The organism is Bacteroides mucinivorans (assembly GCF_034654355.2).
Taxonomy (GTDB): domain Bacteria; phylum Bacteroidota; class Bacteroidia; order Bacteroidales; family Bacteroidaceae; genus Bacteroides; species Bacteroides nordii.
On record NZ_CP178179.1, the window covers coordinates 5,806,692 to 5,831,527 of the forward strand.

Here is a 24,836-nt window from a genome sequence, read left to right on the forward strand (position 1 = left end):
AATGCAGAAAAGAATTCTCTTTGAAAAGTAATCATCCACATTCAGGCAAACCGTTTCTCACTTATCCGGATTCATCATTGTCACAGCCATTAATCCTACCACTACTTCCTGCGATAAAGTTTCCAGCGATATACTTTCTACTTCAACACCCTTGCGCAATCTTCTATTTAACAACATAGCTGTACAATTCTCACCAAGTTCTACTATTTGTGGCATCTTCTCCGGCAAACAAAAACGATCCATTTCTGCTGTATAGTAAGAGCGAACTCCCTGACCGGGAATTGAAGTATTAGGGTTAATAACACTTAGATTCCAATAGTTAACCGGAGGAATCAATTCGAGTGAATCTCTTCCCCCATCCGCATAATTAATATAAATTACAGCATTAGCAATCTGACATTGCATCACATTAGTAGTCCCACAAACTAAAAAGTACAAGGCCTCTCCGGCATTCCCAACTGATATACTCTTTTGTGCAGGATAGTTATCCCACAAAGAAGTAAATAATATATTGCTACTGTTTGTGTTCCAACAAAAAGGTACTCCCTGAGTTGTCAATAATTCATTCTTTTCAGTCTTCAAATGAACAACTTTATCAAAACTGATAGCAGGAGGCGAACATTGCCAGTACGGAAACGTCCATGGAGAATATCCATCAGTACCCAGACGGGCCGACACAGTATTAGGTCTTGGAGAAAGATACTCCTGTTGATAAACTGTTCGAACGTCTGCATTATAATAAGCCGAAATATCATAAGTTTTCCAACTTGCCGTATCAGGAATCTCATCAACAGACAGATTGGCCCGTTCCCGATCTTTATCAGGATCATTCACCTTTATACGAAATACTCTCCATTGCGGCAATTTTCCTTTCTTGATAGAAGCAACAACTGTATGATACCCCTCATTGAAGGCTATTTTTGTAACAAAAGTCCCCTTATTTATCCGGATAGTTTCAAATACACCCTGGGGATCAAAGATATCCTTAATCTGTACATCTTCTAACTTAAATATGTTCTTTTGACCGGCATTTAATTCCCGTGTTTCTACTGGTACGTAAACAGCTCTATCTTCCAAAGTAATAACAACATCGACTTTATCTGAATGACGACACTGTAACTTTACAATACTGCATCCTATTCCGGGGAACACTTCCCATTTTGTATTTGCACCATTAATGCTAACTCCACTGATATTACTGCTATTAACCGGTAATAACAGTTCCATATCAGCTTTGGACTTTAGTTCCAGGCTATAGTTCAGTTGATTTCCTTTAGCAGTAAACGATACCCCAAAGTCCGGCAGGCTAATAGATGCCATATCCCATTCAGGAGGAAACTGAGGAGCAAAAACAACACGATTGTTAGGATAGTCCGGACGGTATCCGAAAAGTCCACTTACCAAAGTACGCGTAAATGTATGAACACAATCTCCAAAATCAATTCCCCCTTGAATCGCTCCAAGATTACCGGGAACTGTATGGTCAAAAGCGCTATGCATGAAAGTTCCTTTCATTATATCCCACCCATCGCCGGGTAATCCTGCCTGAAAATAACTCAAAGCAAGATGGTAGTTATCTCCCGGCCATCTTTCACGTACAGACCATATACCCGGAAGCCAGTTCGAATTCCAGACCTGTCGCCCACCACCCGGCATTTTATCATTCTGTAATGCCCATTCCGAATAGTAAACTGATTCCAGGTTTTGAAGAGGAGATGTTAATCCGGCATCAACAGGAAGAAAAATAGAATATAGCCACGGATTTTCATGTAATCTTTCATGCCCTCCTTGCTCTCTATAAGCTCCGGAATGCCCTTTTCCCCTGATCCATAACTTTTTTTGAAATCCATCTTTTATTCTTTTCAACATCTTGTCATGATATTGGGCCGAAGAATTATCTTTGGCTTGTAAGGCCATATCACGTGCCGCCAAATGTCCCCGGTAAGCATAAGAAGTCTCTTCGGCAGACCCTCCCCCATTGTACCACTGGGAATCCGTAGGCCACGAATTCAAATAACTTTCATACACTCCATCTCCATCCGGATCAAAACATTCTTCCTGCCATTGGAGATGCAATTCAAGAGCCGGACGCAAAAAAGAAATTAAGGCAGAATCATTCGTCCATCGGTACTCTTCTATTAGTTGATCAAAAAATTGCGACTGCATATTATAGAAGCTCTGGTCTTGCTCTATTCTCCCTACTCCATAAAATCTTGAATCAGGATGTTGTCCGGTTAAGAGTAAAGAAGGATCAGCCTTAGGAAGTATCTTATCAGATTTAGTCACCTGAGAATCAATATAATATTTAGCTTCTTCCTTCACTCTTTCGTGCCATCCATACATTGTACCACCAAATATAGAACGCCACCCGGGAAAGGGCCTGTTCCACTGCATACATCCATGTACAAATACAGGGGGATACCATGTACCATCCACTGATCTGACAGAAGACTGTGCAAGTGCGTTTAAATAAGGGTCCGGAGTCTTAATCTTAAGTCGTCCACAAATCGTTTGCAACTTTTTACTGCCACTTAGAAATTCCTTTTCAGCATTGTTCATTTGAATGATAGTACCGTTCTCATCTGCTTTTAAAACCAGATATTGCTCCACATTACCAAGAACCAAATCTCCGCTTACTATTATTTCCTCATCTTCCTCAACGCCCCAGCTTAGCAATTCAGGTTGCCCCATTACATCAAATATCCACGACAGGTGTTGTCCTTCATATATCTTCTCACCTCTAAAATCCCAGTTCAATTTGTCAGAGGGAAGCAATCCGGAAGTCTTAATAGCCAACGCCATACCTATACCGGAAGATATCGGTAGTACAGTGATAGTAATCTTTCCTCCTTTTATGCTCTCATCTGCCAGTTCCCACTTCATCTGTCCCATAGCATAAAAAGAGTTGATAGTATCAAAATCACAGATTGCTTTCTTAATACCCTCCCGTTCTACCGTCATAACCAAAGTTCCATACAATTTGCTATCCTTAGCCAACCGCATTAATGGTTTATCACCTGTTAAGACAAAAGCATTCGTATTGTTTATATAAAGCGGGCGGTTGTTATAACGGTCAATATTGTGACCGGTAATCCATTCGTTTTCAACCCCATATTCGGTTTTATAACATGAAGACTGGGCATAGGAACTAAATGTGCCGGTCAGGAACAGGGTAAACAGTATTTCAAAAAAATAATGGGTATTCCTCATAGTCATATTATTACTTTCTTAATGTGATTATTAACTCTCACTAAATACATCCCTGCTTCAAGAGGCAATTGGTAAGGAGTAGTATAAATATCTTTGTCAATGATAACAGAACCATCCACCTGATAAACAGATAACCTTATCGAATCACCAATCATTTTATCTATATATAAAACACCTTCATATATACGAAAATCAGGAATAAGAATCATTGACTCATCCTCTACTCCAACAGGTGCATTATCGGATAAGAATTTATAATTAAAAGTAGTCTGATCATTAGACGCATTCCCCTTAGAGTCAATAACAAAATCGATCAAGCTACCTTCCTTTACCATACCCAAATCAAGATCAATTGCTATAACCCCATCAGCTGTATCAAACTTTGACTTCTCTACCCCATCCACATAGATCAAACAATTAACCTTATCACCCGAGGAAGCTAATTTAGGTACAATCTTTCCAACCATTTTCAAGCGTCCGTTTACTGTACTTTTCCAACGAATTACAGCTGAGCGTTCACTACCCGGAGTTGCTGTCTGTTTTGACACAACAGGACTATACAAATCTTTAGCCGGACGCCACGATGTTCCGGTATAGTAAGGCAGCGGAATGAAATCTGATGTCTTATATTGTCCGGCACGAACAATATTTCCATCTGCATATCCATATGACCATCCCTGATCCTCTTGCTCTCCATTGAAAAACCACCCGGAAAGTACATCTGCAACAGAATTCGGTTGTTTAATACCATCTATCGTAATGTTTTCTACCTGCGTTCCATAGGCTATTTTCTGAGCAGAGTTGTCTACTAATTCATCTATCTGATTTCCGCTTATTTCAACATTCTTGCAGGCTGTAGTAAAGATAGCACTTTCAATGCTCTTGCCATACCCTTCCACAAACTGAACATTATCTTCATTCTTCCAATCCTGATCAGAAAGACTTCTGACAACTGTATTATCGATAATTTTCAATCCATCAATGTAGGTAGTGGTAATACCGGCTATTTCTCCTTCACTCAATTCAATATGATTGCCTATTAACTGGATATTACGCATAGGAGTAGAACGAAAAGCTCCATAAAAAGAGTTTCCCCCCGGAGGTACTGTGCTGAACCAAAGAGCCCCGGCCTTTTTGAATGTATTATTCCTGACAATCAGATTATTAATATATTGTCCTTCACCATATATCCAGGTTTCCATATGAAAACTTTGTCCTGAACCTACATTCTGAACAATGTTATTCTCGATAATACCATCACTGGCTCCATTGATAAGAAATCCTCTATTGAAGGTATCATGTAGCTTACAATTACGAACTACGAATCCGGAACAGACATTGGCATGATGTTCTATTAACGATGCCTTGTCTGCCTCTACCTCATTACTCAAAACAATGTCATAAATACTTCCATCCAGATATTGTATCACATCTTTCTTTGCCTCAGCTATCTCTGTTGCATTCGACACACGCGTCAGACTCTCAACCGTCGCTTTTCCCCTATATTGTTGAGTCACATTGTCCCAGAAATCAATTTCCTGTCCCACTTTGATAGCTCCCGCAGAACACAATATCCTCAAATGAGTCTTACTATTATTATTTCGCGAACATACCCAACCAAAACGACCGTGTATATTTATTAAATCATCTGCCGTATACGACATCTCTGAATCTTCAATAACAGGTCCGTTTGCCAATTCATTCATATGAAATCCATCTGCACCAAAAGCATACAAACGATTGGTACCGGGACGCCTTGTGGCAATAAAGTGATGAAACTCATGCCCACCTTCTCCACCACTGGCTACACAACACATACCGCCCGAAGCATATACCCTGACATCATTGAAAATGATCTTCTTACATCCCGAGAGTGAAAGCATGCTACCTGTACGCGATGGCATCGATATATAATCTCCTACTTCTACGATATCAAAATTTCCGTTTGTCAAAGAGAGTGTCTTATCACCATTTTGACTGATAGTGCATGTACGGTGTCCATGTAACTTAAAGTCCCCATTAGGATCAAAGATTATAAAAGTACCGTTAGGATTGCTGATCAACGTTTCATATCCTTTCATTGGCTCCAGAAGCAAAGAACTATTACTATTCTTAGCTATTACCTTTCCTTGCGTAAAAGGAACCGGATCACAATCAAAAGTTATGTTTTCAAATGTAATATTCTCACAGTTATTCAACTGAACGCCATAAATATGAGGTGCATCAAACCAAAAAGTCACATTCTTTCCTTCTGCTCCAACAATTTTTGTCTTGCACAGACGAGTCAGACTAAAAGATCCGGAACCGCTGAACCGGCAATCAGCATCCACTACCAATACCTTCTCTTCATTGGGTTTACTCACATATGACCTTAAGGTTTTTAATAATTCATTCCCATTTGCCAGCTGCGCTTCTTTCTCCGACTCCATAAATATCTTTACATTTACCGGAGAATCAGGCGACCAGATAACCGCCTGTGCCGAAACCTTCAACACAGCAAACATAAAAAAGAAGCAGATACAACAACAATGTAATTTCTTGATTTTCATAATTCTTGGATTTTTAGTAAACGTAAAAGATAGGTTGAGAAATCAGAGCCTCATCTCAACCTATCATTGAAAAAACTATCTGACAATTACCTTAAAAGACTTGCCATCAACATTTACAATATAAAGACCTTCAGCCATATTAAAATGACAATCACCTGCTGTCGCTTTTAATGATTTCACCTGCTTCCCGTCTATCGAACAAACAATAATGGAAGAACCCTCATTCAGGTTATTCAAATCAATAGTACCAACACCTCCTGTAACTGCTATTTTATCAACATTAGCGTCTTTTATGCCAGTCAACACACCTATTTCTTTAACTTTAAAATCAAAAAACTGATCGGCATATGATTCATATTCAGAATGATCCCTCACTCCCGGAGAAGACACCCTGCTATATAGTAATGGCGCTAATTCATCTCCTGACAACATCATGATAACACCTAAATACTGAGGTTCGTAGGTTGCAGCCCACCCCCAACGTTCCAAGAAATGTACAATACGAATATATCCATCTTCATCCAATTCCAGATCCCAGGCTTGCCAGGTCTCTCTTATCCATTCACCATCCTGTCCCTTGGCCGCGGGTACAGCAGTACCTTTATCACTCCAGGTATAACCGGTGCCAACATTGTATAAATTAGTGTATCCTTCTGTATCGTCCACGTAATATGCAACTGCCATCAACTGATTTGGATTACCTTCCTCGTAAGGTTCCACTATAAAAGCCGGTTCTTCTCCATAATGAGCTAAAACTAAATTTTCCTCGCCCCTTACACAAAATGTATAAGTTTTGCCTTTCTCCAGAATCAGACGTTCGCCAGTCTGAGCAAACATCGCACCAGTCAAGGCCAATAAAGCAATAACAGAAGTAATAATCTTTTTCATAATCATAGTAATTTTTTTAATTAAACAATTTATCAATTGGCTATAGTAGTCTGCCAGAATAAGCAGACTACCGTTTTTTATTTATTCGATCAGTATCCCGGATTTTGGCCATCAAAGAATTCTACACCATCATTCTGTTCGAGCATTCTATGATTTATCTGTATCCACGGTGTATAAATTGGAAAGAGATAACTACGATCTTTGTGGAAGGCAGAAGCTTTGAGAAATACAGGTTCATACTCTCCTGCCGCATTGACGGTCATGCCATAATATGGCTCGTTTAAAACGATTTCAGCAGTTCTCCAACGGATAAGATCCCAATAACGCTTACACTCAAAAGCAAACTCAATCCGGCGTTCACGACGAAGAATGTCTCTCAGTTCATTCTGTTCAAACGAGGTTTTGTCATAAGTATCCTGCAAAGTTGGTATTCCGGCTCTCACCCTCACATCATTAATAGCTTTCAAAACCTGATCGTCTATCTGATTTTGCTCAATCTTTGCTTCGGCGTACATTAATAAAACTTCTGCATAGCGAAAATAAGCAAAATTAGCCCCATCAGCATTTACCTCAAAATCGGCTGTTGTCAGGTCAGGATTAATGCCTTTACATCGAAAATAACCGGAACGATATTCACGGGAAGGATCATAAAGATCTTTCTGATTTACCTGATCATATACTTTTCCTGCAAATTCTGCCCCGTTATATATGACAGATTGATAGAAACGAGGTTCACGATTATCATATGGCTTCTTCGGGTTCCATAAAGGGCTATCTTCTTTCGGAAGACCATCCTTCATCAAATAATCATCAACCAGACTTTGTGACGGACACATTGCACCCCACGCTCCAAATTCTCCCGCCGGGCCAAAATACTTTGTACGCAAACCTGTCTTCGTCTTTTTATCATGTTGATAGGCAAAAATAGACTCACAATTATTATTATTTTCTTCCATGAATTGGTCATTATAACTGGTGGCACCTGTAGCTGTAAACAAACTATGTACTCCACCAATTATCTGCTGACAGGTAGCTGCTGCGTCCGAATAGTTATTCATAAATAATTCGCACCAGGCTTTCAGGGTCAATGCAGCCGCACGTGTAGCACGTCCTTTACTTATTTCGTCAGGAAGATCATTCGCTATTTCTTTCAGTTCCTGAATTATGAATTTCCCGGTCTGCTCAAATGTAGAGCGGGGATAAAATATGTTATCACCTTGCTCCGATAGGTTTAAGGTACGGGTAATTATAGGCAATCCACCATAAGCCATCCACATTTCATGATAGTAAAACGCTCTTAAAAAACGGGCCTCCGCTACTCTTGTCTTTATCCATTCTTCTGAGAAGTTGGATTTATAAAGCGCTACATTCTCTATAAAGAAATTTGCCTTTCGTACAAATTTGAATACCTTATCATAAACAAAAGGCAGTGCCGGGTAACCATGGTTATACCAACCGGGATTGTATTGGTCAGCAGTCATTGAGCGTGTCTGCAAATCACGATATGTAACAGCCCAGTCAAATTTGCATACTGCATTATCGCTCCAATGTTCAAATGAATCATAAGAATAATAAGATTCTTCATTACCCCATCCTTCCATATCCGGTAACTCTTTGTATACATCATAGAGTGCCAGATCCGCAGAAGTCTCATTGCTGAATATTGTTGAAGCTGCAACCTGATCTTTAGGTATTACTTCCAGGAAATCATCACCACAAGACGAGAAACCCATGAATGCCATTAGCAAAATACCGGCATATCTGACATGTTTCATATATTTATCCATAATCGTTTTTATATTTATAGATTTAAAAATTAACATTTAAGCCAAAAGCGAAGACCTTTTGTTGCGGTACATACCAACCTCTTACATTACTATCTCCATCTCCTGCCTGACTCATCTCCGGGTCCATTAAATCTTTCAAACCGGAGAACGTCAGTAAATTCTGTCCTGAGAAATAAATACGAATGCTTTGTATTTTTAAGAAATTCACAACACTTTTAGGTAAGGTGTATCCCACCTCAACATTCTTTAAGCGGAGATAAGAAGCACTTCTCAAAAAGAAATCGCTGGTTTGTTGATTATTCAGGTTTCCTCCGGCTCCAAATATCCTTGGAAACTCAGCATCTGTATTTTCCGGAGTCCACCAATCCATTGCAATGACTGCCCCATTGCCTCCTGTAGCAAAAGGCTTCACAATATCCGCACCCAATATAATATCACTGTGTCCTGTTCCCTGGAATAAAATACTGGCATCAATCCCTTTCCAGTCTACTCCTAAATTCAGCCCGTATACAATTTCCGGTAACATAGAATAACCTATTGCCGTTTCATCATCAGCAGTAATTTTACCATCACCATTCACATCGACATAGCGGATATCTCCGGGAGCTACTTTCGAAAAAGTATGATTGGGGATACCTTCCTTCAATTTCCCTTTTTCATCGAAATCACCTTCCTGAAAAAGCCCGTCTGATTTCAGTCCGAAACGTGTCCATAAGGGACGCCCTGTTCGTGCACGATTGGGGTCATCCTTAGTCAGAGGGTTCTCGTATGTTTCAATGAGTTTATTCTTTGCATAGGTAAAATTGAAACTAACATTATACCCGAAATCACGCGTTATCTGCTTTGTACTTTTCAATGTCAAGTCAATTCCCTGATTCTTCATAATACCGGCATTTACCTGTGCCAATGGTATGGCATATTCTACAGGAACAAGAGACCCTCTGGTTACAAGCATATTATTACGCTTTTCATGGAAATAGTCAAATTCAAGATCGAGCAAGCCATTCCACATCGTTAAGTCAAGACCTATATCTGCTTTACGGGCCTTCTCCCAAGTGATATCCAGATTCGGTTCTATACGTTCCTGCGCCCCTTGATAAGTATTGCCATCTACCTTCCAGGCATTACTATATATCCCCATCGCACTCGAATATTGGAAAGCTCCACCAGCAAGATTACCAGATTCTCCATAAGAAAATCTTAATTTCAAATTATCAATAAATGGAATATTATCTTTAATAAACTTCTCTTCAGATAACCTCCATCCGGCAGATACTGCCGGAAAGAAACCATACTTCTTGCCTGGTGCAAAATAATAATGCCCATCATATCTGCCGGACAATTCAATCATATACTTACCGGCATAGGCATAGGTACCTCTGAATACATATCCCATCTGAGTCTCTCTGCTCGAACCGCCTCCGTTATCCTTATCTTCCGGATTAGCGCCTCCAAAATCAATCTCATCAATTGCCAGATTATAATTGTTACGAGAGGCCGATAAATAATCATACAAGGTTTTTCTCGCTTCCCATACAGCCAGAGCACCAACAGCATGTTTCCCAAATGTTCTGTTATAATTCAACATTAACTGTCCTGTCAGCTCTCTCCAGTTTTTGGTACTTTGGCCCAAGCTATACTTATCACTTGAAACAGTTGCATCATACTTATCAGTCTTTGCATTGTAGGTGTAATAAGTAGGTTTCGGTTCATGCCAATCCTTATCCTTAACCGTAGTAGGATCATAATTTCCTATAGCTTTTGCACTCAAACCTTTTGTAATAAACGATAAATCCTGTTCAAGATAAGCCTGGAGCATTATTTTTGTCTGGTCATTACTAACCTTACCGCTTTCAGTATCAATAATAGAGTTACGGCTATTTGCCCTCAGACCATTAGAATAAAATATCTTATTTATTGGCAAATACTGAGTGGCAGTACCAAAAATATCCTTTCCTGTGGCTGAAGGCCTTTCAATCAATTCGTTCCAACCATTGATAGCCACTCCTACGGTAGTTGTTTTGGTTGCCTTTATATCTACATTAGAAGTCAAATTTATCCGTCGCGAATGAGACGTTGACCACATACCAGCTTGATACTGATATCCAAGTCCCACATACGCCTTAATTACATCACTACCGGCAGTCAGTGATACATTATGACTTGTAATAGGATTGTTCTTATTCCGCAATTCATCATAAGCATTTGTATTTGCATATAAGTCCGATGCAGGAATTTCTCCACTACAAACCTGACGGTACATTTCGACCACATCTTCCGCATAAGGCAATTTTGCTCTGGGATTCTGATTATAGGAGGCAGCATTTCTCGCAGTAACATACTGGTATGAATCCATCATCTTCAATAGAGTAGTCGGGTTCTGAAATCCTACATAACCATTGTATGATAAACTCACTTTTCCTTCTTTTCCTCTTTTGGTAGTAACCAGAATAACTCCATTTGCACCAGCCATACCATAGGGAGCTACCGCAGCAGCATCTTTCAAAACGGTCACGGATTCAATAGAGTTAGGATCCAGCTTATTTAAAGTATTACGGGGTACGCCATCTACAACAATCAAAGGTGAAGCATTCCCATAAGTAGCAACGCCCCGAATATTGATGGAAGTCTCATCATTACCAATCTCACCTGAGGTTTGGGCTGTAATAAGACCTGCAACACGTCCGGCCATAGCAGAACTCAGGTTAGAAACAGGTTTTGCAACCATATCTGTTCCCTTTACCACTCCAACAGAAGCTGTAAGTGATGTTTTTTTCTGCGTGCCATAACCAATGACAACTATTTCATCCAATGTTTCCGCATCCTCATCCATCACTATATTCAGTGTGGTTCCGGAACCGACTTTTGTTTCCAAAGTTTTAAATCCGACATATGAAAAAACTAAAATTGCACGAGCCGGATCACTTAAATTAAGGACGAACTCTCCGTTCACATCAGTTATTCCACCAGTAGTAGCCCCTTTGACTGATACATTGACACCCGGAAGAGGTTCTCCGGATTTGTCTTTAACTACTCCTTTTATCGTTTTTATTTGTTGTGTGGCAGAATGGGAAGATACCTGATCATCTCCCGCATACACATCGGGTACAGATATACCCAATATGACTAAAGACAAAAACACATTAAAAACGTTTCTAAAAAGGCTAAGCCCCTTTCTTTCCATGCAGTTCTTCATGTCTAATTAAATTAAGGATTCTCTAATTTTATTTTATTAATGACTTATCGTGATAAGAGTTTTATCGCTTTGTTCACAATCCAAAAGTATGTGTTTGCTAAAATAAATATTTGCTGAATCATGCAAATATTTAGCTTTAATATACGGATCGGACACTTTTTACTCTTTAAAAATTTATTTGAGATTCATGTACATTCAGGATAAAATACAGGATAAAAGAAGGGGCTTCCTAACGAAGTTTCTTCTCCCAGAGAGACAGCAGAAAATCTATCAAAAACAACATTCTATCCGATAAATGTTTTGTTTTGTACCCACCGAGGTATTAACATTGTTAACTCATTTTTTAACGGTGTGATTCCTGCTTTACAAGAGTGTACATTTTAGTACTTCAAAAATGTACATTCTTACAGGACAAAAGTGTACTATTAACACATGGATAAGCGTACACTCTTGTGAGCCTTAAGAGAGAGAGTTATTACACACTGTAAACCAGCAGATTAAACATACATTCATATTCGCAGTTCTACCCTATTCCCTCTTAAAAAAAATACCTGTAATTAGTTTTTCAACAACTTCACATTCGACGGATAAAACAAAGGTATACCCATACAGAAACAATATCTAACCAAACTAAGAATCACCTGTAATACCCTTTAAAAACAAGCTGGATTTTTATTAAAAATGGCCTCATATTCTTTCAAATGATCGCTCATCTGTAAAAACACAAGGCCATAGGGTCATTTAATATACACTATCCGAAAGTTGTAAACTCATTGTTTTCAATCGTTCACCGGATAGCCAGTATAGTATAATTACCCGGATCACAACTGAAAACGACGTGCCGGGATTCTTTCGGCTTCACCATAGGACAGAAGGATAACCCGGAGATATATTTTCCTTTCTTCCAGACTAATTGCCCGTTGATTCTTATCTCCCTGTAATTCCCAACAGGAACGCCTAACAGAGCTTTACAACCTTTCGGAATATTCGCGTCCATCTTAAATCCGGCTTTATCCTGAATAAAGGCGGTACTTATATTCCCTTTTTCAGTAGGAACAACCGCCTGTGCTTGTGTTACATTCCCTGGCTGAGGAAGGATATGAAATTCTTCAAAGCCAGGTTTTGTGGGAGCCACACCACAAAGATATTGGCTACATACTACAAGACCACCACCACTCCAACCGTGGTTTACTGTTCCGCCACCATACCCCTCATTGCCAATACCCCATCCTTCAAACAAAGTGGTAAAGCCCGGCCAATAAACCATTTTAGAGAAACGCTTTTTGTGACGAGCTAAAGCCTCAACCTCATATCCCATTTGCATCATTGCCTCAAAAATATACTTTTCCATGTAGGGACTTGCATGTTCTTCTGTCTGAAAAACCCGAAGAATAGCTTTGTATTTGTCTGTATCGGCTATACCGCTGACAACGGCCAGTGCCTGTACCCTATCGTCTGTGCGCTCGTTATATTCAGGATGACGATAAGACTTTCCATTCCAGAACTGATGATTAAAAGACTGTTTAAATTGGGTCAGAAAGAGCTGATACTTCTGTACATCTTCCGTATAGCCCAGTTCCATAGCCGCTTGTTCCATTCCCTGGATAGCAATATAATACCAGAGATTGAACAATAGTTTCATATCCCGGTTATCTCCCCAATCTCCCCATGTCCAGTCTCCTTCACGAAACTGCATTGTTCCCTTACCATCCGGTATCCAAAGGTCCAGGTATTTTTTTATTCCGGGATATAAATCTGTCAACAATTGCCGGTCACCCGTATAAAGATAGTAATTCCAAACACCGTAACGCCCGATAGTGGCAAGTACTTGCCCGGGAAGTTCATCAAACCAGTTTCCCGCAGGAACAGGAGCAAACATACTTCCATCCGGTCTCTGCCAATTGACTGTTTCATATAGCCACTTCTTTACTAATGCATGGCTTGATACTGAAAGAGCATAGTAGGCCTCCATTGATTCATTTACCGCATCACCCGCCCATTGAGCACGTTCACGGTCGGGACAATCCATAAAATTATCTCTCATGGTTATATACAGAGAACGTCGTGATTTATCCCACAATTTATTGAGGAAATCATCCGAACAGGAAAATTCACCTTCAAACTCTGTATCATAACCACTCTCTCTAAACTTAGCTGCCAAGACTTTTACTCCCTGCGGTAACACATAATACACCTTGTGTCCATTCACCCAAGCCAGATTTTCGTACTCCTGAGTACCTTCTTTGGTGATATACTCTGCACGTATACCAGTGCCTGCCCCATTATAAAACAAATAATTATCAGTATATATCCCTATAGTCTTCCCCGCCGGTGCATCCACTTTTATGTAAGGAGTCAATTGGCAATTATAAGGTAACTCACAAATAAGCGTATCGCCGTGAAAGTATTGCTTACTGTAATCTTTCAATCCATAATCTTTAAAAAGAGGGATGCTACGCTTATGCAGTTTATTCCACGGATAGCACCCGGCTTCTCCGAATACCCGTACACCTCCCATACCTTTATCATCAAAATCGGGCATCATCCAATCCGGAATTTCTTTACGGGCATCATAACAGATGCTGGACTCCGATAATCGAAAATTAGGTAATGGCTCTCCACAAGTTCCGTATGCATACAACCGGGAAGAAACCCAACTCTTATCACTTACTATTCTTAACCCGGAAGAGACACAATCAAACAGTAAACCGGCCTTTCCGCTACTAATATGCGAGAAACCATCCTTACCAAAGTACCAGGTTAATATGGCAATCGTATTCTGCCCCGGCTTTAAAAAAGGGGCGATATCTACTTCGTCGTAATAAGTATCCGTCGGATTAGGACCTCTTTTCAGAGAACCTTCAAATACAACTTGCTTACCATTGATCCACATCCAGTATTTACTATCAGCTGCAATACGGGCAATGGCCTGGTTGGGTACTTTGTCAATATCAACCTGTTTCCGAAAAGCAAACCAGCTGTTAGTAGTACTCTGGCTATCAAAATTAACGATCCATTTCCCTTCCCAGTTCTTGGCATACCCAGTCAACGAAAATAGCAGTAGTGCAGTAATAATCAGGATTCTATTCATAATAACGGTTTTTAAAATAGTATTTGTTTTTTATAATTTGTACCACTCCATACTTTAGAGTCCATCAAGTGATAAACAGGAGATAAATATACATCTTTGTTTTCCACCTTGAAAGTAGTATTACCCAAAGGAACAATCTTATCCTCTTGAGCCAATTTTATAACCTGGCTGTTTTCCAAGCCCAGAATCAATGGACCATAATACACACGAAACTGGTCCAGACTTGTATTATGGGAATTACTGACCGTTTTCTTATACAATTTCTGCTGATAAGATAATTCTATATAGCTATCTACTTCCGTACAATTATTGAGTATAATAAAACCGTTCTCTTCATTCAGCTCTACCTCTTGCCCATTCACTTTCAGCTTTTTATTTTGCATCCAGGCAGGTGAAGCCAGTTTTAAAACAACATTGCCAACCGTATTTTTCTTTATTGTAAAAGTTACTTTCTCAGTAAAAGGATAGTTTGTAGTCTGGTGCATCACAAAAGTTGCCCCATCCTTACTTTGTATAGAAAGTTCACTTTCATGATAGAATGGAACAAATATAGTATCATTTTTTATAAAATAAGCATACTCGGTAGCTCTTCCCAACCCTTCACCTCCTCTCATGGTGCAACACCAATGAGCTTCGTCAACATGCACTTTCAAACAAACATCATGAATCGCATTCCCCGGGCAATTATCACATCCAAATCCCCCATTGTTACGTTGCGTATGACATATCCCGTTGTAGTATATCAGTTCTGCATCATCACGATATTCCGGTTTCATCGTATGCTCCCAAAGTTGTACAGCCAATAAGTAGGAGTCGATAATTGCACATGGTTCCGTCCATGTATCAAAACGGTCAAACCAATTATAATTCTCATGGTTCTCCGTCATTCCATCCGATTTATATAACAACCATCTCTTTTCGGCCTCATCAATATAATACGTATCACCTGTTATTTCTGCATATCGCATCAATCCACGACAAGCAGTAAGCGTTGCATGGGTCTGTGCTTTAATTTTTATCGGATCTATCATCAGGAACCGATGAATCATCTCTTCTATTACTTCTTTCAATTCCGGAGTCCGAAGATACTCATAAGCATGAATCAAACCATCCATTCCAATAAAAACACATCCGATATCCGAAGAGAGCATCCAGTCACCTTCTGTTTTTTGAATTGTCCCGGCTTCTCTTCCGACATTTGTATCACGCACCGCCGGATCAATAGGATAAACCGCATAAAAGCCTTTACCTTTTACAAATAAATTATTCGCTATCGAAGTTATAATTTGCAGGATCTTTTCATCCTTTTTCCAGGCATAATACTCACACAGCCCACGTAGCATCCATCCATTTCCGGATAATTGCTGTTCGTTCATCTTATCTTTGTAAATAATACCCATATACCCGGCCTCATTCAGATGACCCGGAATTCTATTTATGATCTCCTCCAGATAAAGGGGTTCTCTACAGGAAGCTCTTGCATCAAGTACTAAACCCAATATGGTACGCCCCTCTGTGTCTCCCGGCCAACTTCCGGAGGCCTCTTCTGAGAGGAATACATTATCGGGTTGATACTTGGAACTCTCAAGCCTGTCAAAATTCCTCAGAATCCGTGTCCTTAACTCCCCCTGCATGCTAATATCTCTAAATGTAATTTGAGAAAACAGCCCTTCTTTATTTTTATCAGGACTACTACATGATGACGACATGCACACAACAAAAATAAAAAGTACATAAATTAATCCATCTCCAAACGGAAGAATCCTTTTTGCAATCTTTCTCATAACCAATCTCTTTTTTTGTCTCAAAAGTATGAAAGGTTGATCATTATGGGCCACCCTGTTATTCTTTTTATTACTCCTTTCGTTCAAAAGCGTTTTTTCATCCGAAATGTACAATAGAGCAAAACAAATGTACTCATACCAAAAGAGCTGAAATAAATCGATTAATTTTGCAATAAATCTTAAGACCAGTAACAATTAAACCAGTCTGGGGTTGTACTTCACTAAATTCAGCTTCATGGTAAACTTTAAAACTCAGGAGTATGCATAAAAACATTCTTATCATTCTGGCTCTTTGCTGTATCTTCAGCCTCCATGCTGAAGAGAAAAAGGAAAATGCATCTTATTTCTTTCATAACTTAACTATAAATGACGGTTTATCACATGCTGATGCCAATACGGTAGTACAAGACAGCAAAGGATATATCTGGATAGGAACCTATTCGGGATTAGATAGATATGACGGATACCGGTTAAAATCATTCTACAATGAACTAAGCTACATTAACAAATCCTATCTAAACAGGATATCCGATATTTCGATTGACAAAACAGGAAAACTATGGCTTGCCACTTTTTCGGGTATCCAGCTTTTCAATCCTTATCTTGAAAGCTATATTCCTATAAAAATAAGAAATGAAACGCCTAAAGACAGTGAACACGAAATAAAAAAGATTCTTTATGTAGACAATTCACACTTGTTCATCATTGATAACCGGCAAAAAATAGCTCTATATAAAATCCTCAATGAGAATACTTTATCACGTGAACCATTTTCACTGGATGCTAACTGCTATTCATTATTCAAGGATACCCAACAGAATACATGGATAAGTACTGATAAGGGAATCTGGCGGCTTAACTCCCAGAATCAGCTTATGCATATATTTCTTCCTCAACTCAACAACCGTATAGACTATACTTTTATAGATCATCACAATAACCTGTTGGCGGGGGGAAATTCCGGATTGTTCTATTTCACCTGCAACACAGACACCATCAACCATAGTGACAATTATGAACTCAAAAACGGAACCAATATTCCATTAAATTCATCTTTTGCCACTATTACCCACATAACCGAGTCAACCCATGGAGATTATTGGGTATCAACACTGAAAGGATTATTCCACATCCTGAGAAAGAAAGATGAATTTCATACCGAGACAATCTATGCAGGTGATTATCCCAATAGTCTGAACTCTGATTATATAAACGGATTATTGATAGATAAAAGTAATAACCTGTTTATAGCCTCTTATGGAGCAGGAATCAGCATATTAGACCTCAACAAGAAACCGTTCCATATCATACAACGCATTCCATTCACTCCAAATACTCTTTCTGAAAAAATAGTCCGGGCAGTAGTTGAAGATAAAAACGATTTATGGATAGGAACAAACTCAATGGGCTTAAATCGCTATAATCTCCTCACAGACCAATTTACTATCTACCAACCTAATCCGGGAAATGGGCTTAGGAGTGGATCTATCCGGGCTTTAGCGATAGATAAGGATGATTATTTATGGGTAGGACACACGAAAGGAATAGATATGCTACCTCTTAACAACAAGAATTCTGTGTCATTCCTCAATGGGCAAATAGTCACATCCTTTCCTGAAACCGAAGTGTCCTCCATTGCTGTAGATTGCTTCAACCAGATATGGGTAGGTACATGGTTCAACGGACTTTGCAGAATATACAAAGACTCTAAAGGTAAATACCAAACAGAAATATTGAGACAGAGCAAACCGGATTATCCGGCCTTCACGCCCGAAAGAATCCTTACGGTATATGCAGATTCCATCCGGCCGGAAATACTTTTCTCCTCCGGCGAAAAACTCACACGCATCTTTCTGAATGAGGATGGAACAGTGAACAAGACATTAATCTATCAGGCAAATAACAACAAGCAACACTCCCTCAGTTCCAATTTCATCTGTTCCATTGAGCGGGAAGATGATTCTACCCTATGGATAGGCTGTATCGGTGGAGGACTAAACAAAGTTACTCTCCTGAATGACGGCAATTACGAAGCACAAAGTTTCTTTGATAAAGAAGGACTTAAACTGAAAGATGTGGAGTGCCTGCAAAAAGATGGCCAGGGAAATATATGGCTCGCAGGTAATGGTATCGTCAGGTACCACCCGGAAACGAATACATTCAAACCATACACAATTGACAATACCTACACAAACAGTTATAAAGTAGGAGCATCGTATAAAGGAAAAAGCGGGAACATTTATTTTGGAGGGATCAACGGGCTCATCTACTTTAATTCCAAAGAAATAGCAGAAAACCCTTTCCTGGCCCAACCTGAGATTTCAGCTATATCCATTAATAACCAATTGGCAGAGGTTCAAAAAGAGAACCGGTTATTACCCCAAAGCATTACTTACCTTGAACAGATTAAACTACATTACAACCAGAATAATTTCACTCTTTTTTTCACCCCTTTGCATTATGCCAATCCGGGAAACTGCAAGTTTCGTTACAGGCTATTAGGTTATGATAAGGAGTGGAACGTAATTGAAGGTAATAACCCATATGCCAGCTATGCCAACCTCCCCTACGGAGATTATATATTTGAATTGCAGGCAGCTAACAACGATGGATTGTGGAATAATGAAATCAGGACTTTAAAGATACTTATTACTCCTCCCTGGTGGTTATCTCTTCCTTCAAAAATAATATATGGTATACTTATCTTAGCCTGTCTTATCATTATCTACTATTATCTTCTGCGTTGGGTCGGATTAAAGAAACAACTTGAGTTCAAAAACATGGAAGAAAAGAAGAATGAAGAGATGCACCAACTACAACTACAGTTTTTTACAAACATATCTCACGAATTTCGTACACCGTTGACTCTTATTCTTGGCACAGTAGAGCAAATGTCACTAAATAAAGCAGAAAGAGGTAGGAAAGAATATATTAATATTCTATCTAAAAATGCTCAACGTCTAATGAGGTTGGTCAATGAGTTAATGGACTTCAGAAAAGCAGAGACCGGAAGTTTTCACCTCATCGTACAAGAAAAGTACATAAATGATTATTTGGAGATGATTACAAATGAATTTCATAGCTTAGCGCAAACAAATGAAATCCATTTTGAAATTTATATGGATAAACAATATGAAAAAGTTTGGTTTGACCCACAACTGATAGAAAAAATCTTCCTGAATCTACTAAATAATGCATTCAAGTATACCAAGAAAGGCGGATATATCGAAGTCAAAGTCTTATCAGAGATCAAAAGATATAAATCTGCATTTGCTAACAGTTATACAATCGACAGTGGATTTAATGGTAATAAATATTTTTACATATGTATAAAAGACGATGGGATCGGGATATCAAAAGATTCCATAGACAAAGTATTCAATCGTTATTATCAGATAGAAGATTCAGAACATGACCCACATCTCGGCTCCGGCGTTGGACTTGCCTTAGTAAAAAGTCTCATTTTACTCCACAAAGGCCGGCTCACTGTTTACAGCGAAAGAGATAAAGGCTCTGAGTTTATTGTGGCTATTCCATGCGAATACAACGATTATTTAGAAGAGGAAAGAACGCTTATTTCACAAACTCCTGCCATTCTGACTCAGCATTTCTCCGGAGCTGATACATATACGGAAACAGAGTCCAAACTTTCTCTCGTCAACAAAGCCAACCTCCATATTCTGTTAGTTGAAGACAATGACGACGTAAGGCATTTCTTATCCCAGTCTCTAAGTGAGGCTTATAATATCCGTGAAGCAATCAACGGTGTAGACGCCCTTGCCAAAATAGAAGAAGATAAACCCGACCTGATCATCAGTGATCTGATGATGCCACAAATGGATGGAAATAAATTATGTTCCCGCCTGAAAGAGAATAGTATAACCAGCACCATTCCTTTTATCATGCTTACGGCAAAGGACACTTTGGATGCAAGAATAGAAGGTCTTAATTCCGGAGCAGATGCCTATTTGAGTAAACCAGTCAGCATTCAATTATTACTTTCTACTATCCAAAACCTATTGACTCAGCAGAAACGAATAAAAGAACATTTATCCTCCAATTATCTTTCAACAGCTATTGACGATACGATGCAAATGAAAGATAAAGATTTTTACGACCAATTGATTTTAGTAATAGAATCGAATATTGCCAACATAGACCTGGATGTCGATTTCATCAGCAAAGAGTTAAGCCTGAGTCGTACAAAACTTTATCAACGGGTTAAAGATCTTACCGGTAAACCGATTATGGAACTTGTACGTTCTATACGCCTGAGGAAAGCTACACAGATCATGGTAGAAGAAGATATCTCCATTCAGGAAATTATCACAAAAATCGGAATACAAAGCCAGTCTTATTTTACGAGTTCATTCAAAAAAGAATTTGGTAAAACCCCTACCCAGTTTCTAAAAGAATTGAAAGGAAATCCAACAGATACCAACTCTTGATCATTCATAAATGATCAAATCGTGAAAAGTCTACATCCTTCTTATAAAGTAGTTATACATAAAGAAAGGATGTTGGCTAACTTTCTAAAAGTGTATTATTTTAATCGGAATAATATCAGTGATCATTCGTCTTTCAGATAATCAGCCAATATTATTTTCCCCATTTTGTATCTCTTCTTACCATCCGACTCACTATAAGGAAGTTCAAAAACAGGTGTGCCATCTTCCTGCCCGACAGAAACATACAAACTATATTCTCCAGGGGTACAGGTACGAGAAAAGCAATTAATCTTATCTTGAAATCTGGGGGCTACCCGAAAACCGGAATTCAATGTTGAAAAGGCTATTTTAGTTCGCTCTGCCACAGAAAGAAACTTTACATTAAAACTCTTATCCACCAATACTGATACAACTCCTCCTTTTGCATCTTTCAGAGTAAAGCAAGGATAGCCTCCGCGATAGCAAGGAGTTACCCCGGAGTTATACCATTGTGACTGAATAAAAAACACTTCTCCAAGATGGACAACAAGTGGATATTTCAGGGATTGTAACTGAATACGATATCCCATTCTTAGATTGATTTTACGAATAATGTCTTTATTCTCTTCCAGAAATATATCCGGCCACCAATGAATTGACATATAAGCAGCATGGTAATCCTCTACTGATTTTAACAATAAATCTTTATCCCATGCACCTTTCTTCTTCGACCCTCCATAATGTTCATGTTCCAGAATAACTGGTAATGAAGGCCAAAACAATTGAGCCATTTCACTATGGTACCAATGCCTGGGGATTTTCTGTACCAGTATACTGTCATCCCGCATCGAAACACCTCTCGAAAAAGCATAATCCATTATAGGAAAACGTTCACCTGGTAAATCGTGTCCCGCATAATCATCAGAAATACATAATAATGTTTGTTTGAAATGACGAAGATATAAATCGATATATTTCTTTTGTACTTCTACACCCCACGATTTACCATGTTTCGGAGTAGTCAATACCGTATGCCCTTCTCCCCACATTCCATAATGGCCTATATCTATAAATGCTACATTCGGATTACCATCATACCTCTCTCCCATAGCACGAACGAAATTTTCCACCTTTTCCAGAAAGACAGGATCGTCATAATCAGGTTCATAAATCGTACCGTCAACATCATATCCTTTAGCACCGGCATCAAATACCCATTCGGGAGTAGCTTTATACATCCAACTCTCTGTTGCAGTAATCCTTATCGAAATCTTCTTGCCTTTATCAATCCATCTTTGAGCTGGTGTATCTAAGGTTTCCCAGCAAAATTTTCCTTCTTCCGGCTCAACAAAAGCCCACGGTATACGAAGGTATACTGTACTTAATCCGGGAAAATAATCCAGTGTATCAGCCGGTTCCAGCCGGGAACCATAGTTTTCAAGTAAGTTGGAATAGAAATGCATCGTCCATCCCATATCAGGATTTATCAGAGCTTCGCCATGATCAGTCGGGTAAACTACACATAGTTCATTTACCTGTTCTAATTCCTCAACAGTTGCAAGATACGGTCTATTCTGCTCCGGAAAAGCCTGTAATACTGAGAATTTATCTCCAACAGCCAATGCAGCTGCTGATAATCCGACACGCCGTATAAAAGTACGCCTGTTTATTGATTTCATTTTTAGTCTATTTCTTAAAGAAGTATTAACGAACTACCGGAAATGCAACAATACGAATTTTAGTACATCCATAGGGAATCAGGCAAATCTGTTCCTCATTATTACCAACCAATCCTTTATAATATCCTTCTCTGTCAGTAACAGGTTGTTTTAAGACTCCCGACTCACCAGACTTCCACCAAGGTAACTGTTTTGCCGGTGCTACCAACTCAATAGGGGCATGTGCCTGATTCCAGACAAAAAGAGAATCTACAGGATCAAGATAAGACACTTTTATATGGGTTGCAGGATCATTTATTACACATTCATGTAAGGCATAATTCCATTTCGATTCAGGGAAAACACTCCAATAGTTTCCTTGTATATCACTATGCCCTTCTTCCCAACGCTCTTTAATTTTTAGTCCATATATTAGGGGACCTCTCTCCACCGTATGAGAGTTACGGGCCCAATTAGAAATGAATATGCTCATTGGTAAACGTAATTCTAACACATCGCCATTCTTCCACTTACGATTCACAACAATCAATGAGTCCTTACCATCAACTTCTCCTTTTTGGCCATTTATATATATTTGCGCTTTTTCACACCAAGAGGGTATCCGAAGGTGAAAAGGAAAAACAGTCTCTTTATCTAATGTAAAGTGAAAACGGATATTTTCTTCAAACGGATAATTGGTTTCCTCCCAAATTGATAAATTTGCATCTCTGAGTTTAGTAATTATACGGGAAGGAGCATAAATCAAGGCAGCAATTCCTTCATCGGGAGTTGAATACCAGAGAGAAGAAGTAAATTTTGTCCAACCCTGATGCATATTAGCGTAACAACAGGTATAACCGCTGGCCGTTCCATATACATTTGATGTTCCTTGATAAGCAGTTAATGAAAAATCAAAAGAACCTAAACAGGCTTGTGGCTGATTGGGTATCTGAAAATATTGTTTATAATTATAATCATCTGTAGTTTGTGCCGGAAGTGCATTAAAGGCAATACGCTCCAATGCATCCATATAACTATTTTTTCCGGTAATGGCTATTATATTTTCCAACGAATACATAGACTCAACTATTGTGCAGAGTTCGGTTCCCTGTGAAGGTTCATTTCCGTGTATGTCCTCATCACCGGAAATACAACCATTCGGTAAACCATGAAGTAACATCAAATCTTTAAAGCATCTGTCTTGAATCGCTAAAAAAGCAGTATTGCCAGTCCGTAAATAATCAATAGCCGGTGATTTCATTGCCATTGCAACATTAACAGAATGACGTTCCATCCAGTTTTCTCCATTCTGATTGGCGGCCGCTCCCATCACCCAATCTCGTTTTTCGAACCATTCGGTCCATTGAAATGATTGTTTTCTAATTCTATCGGCGAGACACAAAAGTTCATTCTTTCTAGTAATTCTGTAAAGCCAAAGAATCATATTTATATTTTCAATACCACGAGCTTGTGACCATTCCGACCAATGACCAATCGAAATATTCTTCAATGCTTCTTCCTGATACTGAAAATATTTACTCATAAATGTAATAACACGTTCATCATGAGTAGCACTATAATATTGTTGCATAACCTTTAGCATGATCATACGTGGCCACCAATCCTCTCCTTTATCCGCAATTTGTGTTGTTATTAGCTTCCCACTTTCGCGTTCGTAAGTCGTAATGGGACCAAAATAGCCGGAAGGCCGCTGATTGTCAAGACTCCAATTGATATATTTTTCAACTTTAGCTATTAGGCCCTTGTCCTTAGTGAGATATGCCAAAGGAACTGCTCCATCAAGCCAATACGGAGTTTCTTCCCAAGCATCTCCTTTACCTCCCAACCAAGCATTATCATTTTTTACTTTGTCATAAATCTCATCCAGATGCCCAGAAGATCCATCACACATTATATCTAACTGATTTTTTAACCAACCTTCCGGCTGAATATCGCTGATTGGTACAGGCACATATTTTAGCTCTATAATATCATTATCTTTCAATAAAGGCTGCACACATCCCAATAATCCAAATAAGCCAGTCAAAGCGATAACAAGTTTGCCATTGTTCTTCATCATCATTTCAATTATAAAGTTTACCTGACAAAAATACGACCAACAACCAATATCGCTTTGTTCGAACGTACATTTCATTTGCCGGAGCATCCTCATTTACACATAAAGTGGCGAAAACCCATAACCGGAAATACCTGAATACAGATGTAATACTTAATTTTATTACCTT

10 protein-coding genes are annotated in these 24,836 nt (G+C 39.0%); 1 reads left to right on the plus strand and 9 read right to left on the minus strand.

What is annotated here, in order from left to right; genetic code table 11:
* Positions 1–57: 57 nt before the first annotated feature.
* The 7 genes from VCM39_RS21705 to VCM39_RS21735 all read right to left on the minus strand — a co-directional run bounded on the left by VCM39_RS21705 (position 58) and on the right by VCM39_RS21735 (position 16,505).
* On the minus strand, positions 58–3,216 hold the full coding sequence (locus VCM39_RS21705) for a hypothetical protein (protein ID WP_289292640.1): 3,159 nt from the start codon (positions 3,214–3,216) through the stop codon (positions 58–60).
* Positions 3,213–5,759, minus strand: a complete 2,547-nt coding sequence (locus tag VCM39_RS21710) for a right-handed parallel beta-helix repeat-containing protein (RefSeq protein WP_195348994.1) — start codon at positions 5,757–5,759, stop codon at positions 3,213–3,215. Before VCM39_RS21710 ends, VCM39_RS21705 begins: the two co-directional genes overlap by 4 nt.
* Positions 5,760–5,834: 75 nt before the next feature.
* The gene (locus VCM39_RS21715; RefSeq protein WP_195348993.1) at positions 5,835–6,647 is read right to left on the minus strand and encodes a DUF6383 domain-containing protein; all 813 of its coding nucleotides are present in this window, start codon (positions 6,645–6,647) and stop codon (positions 5,835–5,837) included.
* Between the two features lie 89 nt (positions 6,648–6,736).
* Entirely contained in the window at positions 6,737–8,422 is a 1,686-nt protein-coding gene (locus tag VCM39_RS21720; RefSeq protein WP_195571841.1) for a RagB/SusD family nutrient uptake outer membrane protein, read from the minus strand.
* 34 nt (positions 8,423–8,456) lie between these two features.
* Complete coding sequence (locus VCM39_RS21725) at positions 8,457–11,630, minus strand: SusC/RagA family TonB-linked outer membrane protein (protein ID WP_196039642.1); 3,174 nt, start codon at positions 11,628–11,630, stop codon at positions 8,457–8,459.
* Positions 11,631–12,417: 787 nt separating this feature from the next.
* Entirely contained in the window at positions 12,418–14,721 is a 2,304-nt protein-coding gene (locus tag VCM39_RS21730; RefSeq protein WP_195351165.1) for an alpha-L-rhamnosidase C-terminal domain-containing protein, read from the minus strand.
* Between the two features lie 11 nt (positions 14,722–14,732).
* The gene (locus VCM39_RS21735) at positions 14,733–16,505 is read right to left on the minus strand and encodes a beta-L-arabinofuranosidase domain-containing protein (protein ID WP_196039643.1); all 1,773 of its coding nucleotides are present in this window, start codon (positions 16,503–16,505) and stop codon (positions 14,733–14,735) included.
* Positions 16,506–16,765: 260 nt separating this feature from the next.
* Here VCM39_RS21735 and VCM39_RS21740 point away from each other — a divergent pair, with 260 nt between their 5' ends.
* The gene (locus VCM39_RS21740) at positions 16,766–20,953 is read left to right on the plus strand and encodes a response regulator (protein ID WP_263667010.1); all 4,188 of its coding nucleotides are present in this window, start codon (positions 16,766–16,768) and stop codon (positions 20,951–20,953) included.
* Between the two features lie 122 nt (positions 20,954–21,075).
* Here the strand turns inward: VCM39_RS21740 and VCM39_RS21745 are convergent, their stop codons facing one another.
* Positions 21,076–22,611, minus strand: coding sequence for a beta-galactosidase (locus tag VCM39_RS21745; RefSeq protein ID WP_122201175.1), 1,536 nt, complete (start codon positions 22,609–22,611; stop codon positions 21,076–21,078).
* Between the two features lie 25 nt (positions 22,612–22,636).
* Positions 22,637–24,673, minus strand: a complete 2,037-nt coding sequence (locus tag VCM39_RS21750) for a beta-L-arabinofuranosidase domain-containing protein (protein ID WP_182416610.1) — start codon at positions 24,671–24,673, stop codon at positions 22,637–22,639.
* Positions 24,674–24,836 lie beyond the last annotated feature (163 nt).

What these genes read in the sequence shown, in the direction of transcription:
- VCM39_RS21705 (WP_289292640.1), bottom strand. Translation starts at nt 3,216, where the DNA reads ATGACTATGAGGAATACCCATTATTTTTTTGAAATACTGTTTACCCTG.
- VCM39_RS21710 (WP_195348994.1), bottom strand. Translation starts at nt 5,759, where the DNA reads ATGAAAATCAAGAAATTACATTGTTGTTGTATCTGCTTCTTTTTTATG.
- VCM39_RS21715 (WP_195348993.1), bottom strand. Translation starts at nt 6,647, where the DNA reads ATGAAAAAGATTATTACTTCTGTTATTGCTTTATTGGCCTTGACTGGT.
- VCM39_RS21720 (WP_195571841.1), bottom strand. Translation starts at nt 8,422, where the DNA reads ATGAAACATGTCAGATATGCCGGTATTTTGCTAATGGCATTCATGGGT.
- VCM39_RS21725 (WP_196039642.1), bottom strand. Translation starts at nt 11,630, where the DNA reads ATGAAGAACTGCATGGAAAGAAAGGGGCTTAGCCTTTTTAGAAACGTT.
- VCM39_RS21730 (WP_195351165.1), bottom strand. Translation starts at nt 14,721, where the DNA reads ATGAATAGAATCCTGATTATTACTGCACTACTGCTATTTTCGTTGACT.
- VCM39_RS21735 (WP_196039643.1), bottom strand. Translation starts at nt 16,505, where the DNA reads ATGAGAAAGATTGCAAAAAGGATTCTTCCGTTTGGAGATGGATTAATT.
- VCM39_RS21740 (WP_263667010.1), top strand. Translation starts at nt 16,766, where the DNA reads ATGCATAAAAACATTCTTATCATTCTGGCTCTTTGCTGTATCTTCAGC.
- VCM39_RS21745 (WP_122201175.1), bottom strand. Translation starts at nt 22,611, where the DNA reads ATGAAATCAATAAACAGGCGTACTTTTATACGGCGTGTCGGATTATCA.
- VCM39_RS21750 (WP_182416610.1), bottom strand. Translation starts at nt 24,673, where the DNA reads ATGATGATGAAGAACAATGGCAAACTTGTTATCGCTTTGACTGGCTTA.